This is a genomic window from Alicycliphilus sp. T452, from assembly GCF_054512775.1.
In genome coordinates this window covers 1-5543 of the sequence record NZ_JBTNEH010000054.1, presented here as the reverse complement: position 1 = coordinate 5543, position 5543 = coordinate 1, and the positions used below count along the sequence as shown (strand labels likewise).

The following is a 5543-nucleotide window of genomic DNA, read 5'->3' as shown; positions in this document are numbered from 1 at the left end:
GGGGGTCGAAAGACCACAAAGTTTGACAGGTCTTTAAAAAACGTGTCATAATTCAAGGCTTCGCTGATCGCAGCGAAGTTTGGAAGTTGAAAGAGATTTTGGCTTCCCGGATCGTTAAAAACATACAGCCGATAAGCGTGGGCGTTTGGTGGCGAATGCCAAGTTCTTCGGAACTAACAAACGCTCATGAGAAGAGAAGTGAAGTTCACTTCAATTCCGTTTTATGAGTGTGAAGCCGAAAGGCTTCGAAAAATTCAAGATCGAACTGTAGAGTTTGATCCTGGCTCAGATTGAACGCTGGCGGCATGCCTTACACATGCAAGTCGAACGGTAACAGGTCTTCGGATGCTGACGAGTGGCGAACGGGTGAGTAATACATCGGAACGTGCCCGATCGTGGGGGATAACGGAGCGAAAGCTTTGCTAATACCGCATACGATCTACGGATGAAAGCGGGGGACCCTCGGGCCTCGCGCGGACGGAGCGGCCGATGGCAGATTAGGTAGTTGGTGGGATAAAAGCCTACCAAGCCGACGATCTGTAGCTGGTCTGAGAGGATGATCAGCCACACTGGGACTGAGACACGGCCCAGACTCCTACGGGAGGCAGCAGTGGGGAATTTTGGACAATGGGCGCAAGCCTGATCCAGCCATGCCGCGTGCAGGATGAAGGCCTTCGGGTTGTAAACTGCTTTTGTACGGAACGAAAAGGTGCCTTCTAATAAAGGGCGCTCATGACGGTACCGTAAGAATAAGCACCGGCTAACTACGTGCCAGCAGCCGCGGTAATACGTAGGGTGCAAGCGTTAATCGGAATTACTGGGCGTAAAGCGTGCGCAGGCGGTTTTGTAAGACAGAGGTGAAATCCCCGGGCTCAACCTGGGAACTGCCTTTGTGACTGCAAGGCTGGAGTGCGGCAGAGGGGGATGGAATTCCGCGTGTAGCAGTGAAATGCGTAGATATGCGGAGGAACACCGATGGCGAAGGCAATCCCCTGGGCCTGCACTGACGCTCATGCACGAAAGCGTGGGGAGCAAACAGGATTAGATACCCTGGTAGTCCACGCCCTAAACGATGTCAACTGGTTGTTGGGGATTAATTTCTTCAGTAACGAAGCTAACGCGTGAAGTTGACCGCCTGGGGAGTACGGCCGCAAGGTTGAAACTCAAAGGAATTGACGGGGACCCGCACAAGCGGTGGATGATGTGGTTTAATTCGATGCAACGCGAAAAACCTTACCCACCTTTGACATGTACGGAATCCTTTAGAGATAGAGGAGTGCTCGAAAGAGAGCCGTAACACAGGTGCTGCATGGCTGTCGTCAGCTCGTGTCGTGAGATGTTGGGTTAAGTCCCGCAACGAGCGCAACCCTTGCCATTAGTTGCTACGAAAGGGCACTCTAATGGGACTGCCGGTGACAAACCGGAGGAAGGTGGGGATGACGTCAAGTCCTCATGGCCCTTATAGGTGGGGCTACACACGTCATACAATGGCTGGTACAGAGGGTAGCCAACCCGCGAGGGGGAGCCAATCCCACAAAGCCAGTCGTAGTCCGGATCGCAGTCTGCAACTCGACTGCGTGAAGTCGGAATCGCTAGTAATCGCGGATCAGAATGTCGCGGTGAATACGTTCCCGGGTCTTGTACACACCGCCCGTCACACCATGGGAGCGGGTCTCGCCAGAAGTGGGTAGCCTAACCGCAAGGAGGGCGCTTACCACGGCGGGGTTCGTGACTGGGGTGAAGTCGTAACAAGGTAGCCGTATCGGAAGGTGCGGCTGGATCACCTCCTTTCTGGAAAACAGCATTCAAGATTGAACGCCCACACTTATCGGTTGTTGGAATGACAGCGGAAAAAACTGCTGGTGCAAACTGGCACGAAGGGTCTGTAGCTCAGCTGGTTAGAGCACCGTCTTGATAAGGCGGGGGTCGTTGGTTCGAGCCCAACTAGACCCACCACGGTTTCCGCCGAGCCAAGAGCGCGAAACACCCCTGGGGGATTAGCTCAGCTGGGAGAGCACCTGCTTTGCAAGCAGGGGGTCGTCGGTTCGATCCCGTCATCCTCCACCACCTACAATGGCAGTTCAACACCAAAGCGGCTTTTAGCGAGGCTGTTTTGTTGTTGATCGAGATAGATCGATTGATTGGCTGTTCTTTAAAAATTCATAGAGTCGAATCAGCGTTGCTGATGGAAACACCGTGCACAAGCACGGTGACCGTGCCATCAGCAACCTAAATTTGATTGCGTCAAAACGAACGAAAGCAATTTTGTTCAAGTAATGACGAATCGTTCTCTAAGACACCATTGTGAAAATGATGGTGCCGAAGAAACATTCACATTACGGCATAACGCGCGAGGTGCGAGACCTCGCAAGTCTTTGAACTCGAAATGGCGATTTCTTGAAAGAGAAGTCAAAGTTATAGGGTCAAGTGACTAAGAGCATGTGGTGGATGCCTTGGCGATGATAGGCGACGAAAGACGTGATAGCCTGCGAAAAGCTTCGGGGAGCTGGCAAATAAGCATTGATCCGGAGGTATCTGAATGGGGAAACCCACCCGCAAGGGTATCGCACTCTGAATACATAGGAGTGCGAGGCGAACCGAGTGAACTGAAACATCTAAGTAGCTCGAGGAAAAGACATCAACCGAGATTCCGAAAGTAGTGGCGAGCGAAATCGGAGAAGCCTTCTAGTGATAGTCGGACAGTTAGCAAAGCGGCATGGAAAGGCCGGCCATAGTGGGTGATAGCCCCGTATGCGAAAACTGACCGGTGGTACTGAGCTAGAGAAAAGTAGGGCGGGGCACGAGAAACCCTGTCTGAACATGGGGGGACCATCCTCCAAGGCTAAATACTCATCATCGACCGATAGTGAACCAGTACCGTGAGGGAAAGGCGAAAAGAACCCCGGGAGGGGAGTGAAATAGATCCTGAAACCGCATGCTTACAAAAAGTCGGAGCCTCGAAAGGGGTGACGGCGTACCTTTTGTATAATGGGTCAGCGACTTACATTCAGTGGCGAGCTTAACCGAATAGGGGAGGCGTAGAGAAATCGAGTCCGAATAGGGCGATTCAGTCGCTGGGTGTAGACCCGAAACCAAGTGATCTATCCATGGCCAGGATGAAGGTGCCGTAACAGGTACTGGAGGTCCGAACCGACTAGTGTTGCAAAACTAGCGGATGAGCTGTGGATAGGGGTGAAAGGCTAAACAAACTTGGAAATAGCTGGTTCTCTCCGAAAACTATTTAGGTAGTGCCTCAAGTATTACCTGCGGGGGTAGAGCACTGTTTTGGCTAGGGGGTCATGGCGACTTACCAAACCAAGGCAAACTCCGAATACTGCAGAGTACAGCTTGGGAGACAGAGCACCGGGTGCTAACGTCCGGACTCAAGAGGGAAACAACCCAGACCGCCAGCTAAGGTCCCTAAAATTGGCTAAGTGGGAAACGAAGTGGGAAGGCTAAAACAGTCAGGATGTTGGCTTAGAAGCAGCCATCATTTAAAGAAAGCGTAATAGCTCACTGATCGAGTCGTCCTGCGCGGAAGATGTAACGGGGCTAAGCCAGTTACCGAAGCTGCGGATGTGCAATTTATTGCACGTGGTAGGAGAGCGTTGTGTAAGCCTGTGAAGGTGTCTGGTAACGGATGCTGGAGGTATCACAAGTGCGAATGCTGACATGAGTAGCGTTAAAGCGGGTGAAAAGCCCGCTCGCCGTAAGCGCAAGGTTTCCTACGCAACGTTCATCGGCGTAGGGTGAGTCGGCCCCTAAGGCGAGGCAGAGATGCGTAGCTGATGGGAAACAGGTCAATATTCCTGTACCGATCAATAGTGCGATGTGGGGACGGAGAAGGTTAGCTCAGCCAACTGTTGGATATGTTGGTTCAAGCCTGTAGTCGTGCCTGGTAGGCAAATCCGCCGGGCTAAGATGAGGGGTGATAACGAGTCTGCTTGCAGACGAAGTGAGTGATACCCTGCTTCCAGGAAAAGCCACTAAGCTTCAGCTATTGACGACCGTACCGCAAACCGACACTGGTGCGCGAGATGAGTATTCTAAGGCGCTTGAGAGAACTCAGGAGAAGGAACTCGGCAAATTGATACCGTAACTTCGGGAGAAGGTATGCCGCAAGTAGGTGAACTTGTACAAAGGGAGCCCAAAGCGGTTGCAAAAAATCGGTGGCTGCGACTGTTTAATAAAAACACAGCACTCTGCAAACACGAAAGTGGACGTATAGGGTGTGACGCCTGCCCGGTGCTGGAAGATTAAATGATGGGGTGCAAGCTCTTGATTGAAGTCCCAGTAAACGGCGGCCGTAACTATAACGGTCCTAAGGTAGCGAAATTCCTTGTCGGGTAAGTTCCGACCTGCACGAATGGCGTAACGATGGCCACGCTGTCTCCTCCTGAGACTCAGCGAAGTTGAAATGTTTGTGATGATGCAATCTCCCCGCGGAAAGACGGAAAGACCCCATGAACCTTTACTGTAGCTTTGTATTGGACTTTGAACGGATCTGTGTAGGATAGGTGGGAGGCTTTGAAGCGAGGTCGCTAGATCTCGTGGAGCCAACGTTGAAATACCACCCTGGTGCGTTTGAGGTTCTAACCTAGGTCCCTTACCGGGATCGGGGACAGTGCATGGTAGGCAGTTTGACTGGGGCGGTCTCCTCCCAAAGCGTAACGGAGGAGTTCGAAGGTACGCTAGTTACGGTCGGACATCGTGACGATAGTGCAATGGCATAAGCGTGCTTAACTGCGAGACTGACAAGTCGAGCAGATGCGAAAGCAGGACATAGTGATCCGGTGGTTCTGTATGGAAGGGCCATCGCTCAACGGATAAAAGGTACTCTGGGGATAACAGGCTGATACCGCCCAAGAGTTCATATCGACGGCGGTGTTTGGCACCTCGATGTCGGCTCATCTCATCCTGGGGCTGTAGTCGGTCCCAAGGGTATGGCTGTTCGCCATTTAAAGAGGTACGTGAGCTGGGTTTAAAACGTCGTGAGACAGTTTGGTCCCTATCTTCCGTGGGCGCTGCAGATTTGAGGAAGCCTGCTCCTAGTACGAGAGGACCGGAGTGGACACACCTCTGGTGTATCGGTTGTCACGCCAGTGGCATTGCCGAGTAGCTAAGTGTGGAAGAGATAACCGCTGAAAGCATCTAAGCGGGAAACTCGTTTCAAGATGAGATCTGCCGGGGCCTTGAGCCCCCTGAAGGGTCGTTGTAGACCACGACGTTGATAGGCTGGGTGTGGAAGACGTGCAAGCGTTTAAGCTAACCAGTACTAATTGCCCGTGCGGCTTGACCCTATAACTTTGACTGCCAACCGCAGCTCAAGACTGTTATGCCAAGCACGCAATCAAATACCGAGTCGACTCTATGAATCCGCCGTGCAGACCCAAAACCTGCACAGCAACCAGTTATGCCTGATGACCATAGCAAGTCGGTACCACTCCTTCCCATCCCGAACAGGACAGTGAAACGACTTCGCGCCGATGATAGTGCGGGTCCCCGTGTGAAAGTAGGTCATCGTCAGGCTCTTACAGCCCAAA

2 tRNA genes and 3 rRNA genes are annotated in these 5543 nt (G+C 52.3%); all 5 read left to right on the top strand.

The features are described from left to right. The first annotated feature begins 262 nt into the window (after nucleotides 1–262). The 5 genes from ACX12L_RS22715 (at nucleotide 263) to rrf (ending at nucleotide 5529) form a co-directional block, all read left to right on the top strand. A 16S ribosomal RNA gene (locus tag ACX12L_RS22715) occupies nucleotides 263–1791 on the top strand. 88 nt (nucleotides 1792–1879) lie between these two features. Next, a tRNA-Ile gene (locus ACX12L_RS22710) sits at nucleotides 1880–1956 on the top strand. 35 nt (nucleotides 1957–1991) lie between these two features. Beyond that, nucleotides 1992–2067 (top strand) — tRNA-Ala (locus ACX12L_RS22705). A 354-nt stretch (nucleotides 2068–2421) separates the two neighbouring features. Then, a 23S ribosomal RNA gene (locus ACX12L_RS22700) occupies nucleotides 2422–5300 on the top strand. 116 nt (nucleotides 5301–5416) lie between these two features. Further along, nucleotides 5417–5529: ribosomal RNA gene (gene rrf, locus ACX12L_RS22695) — 5S ribosomal RNA — on the top strand. The 16S, 23S and 5S rRNA genes sit together here with 2 tRNA genes alongside, the layout of an rRNA operon. The last annotated feature ends 14 nt before the right edge of the window (nucleotides 5530–5543 follow it).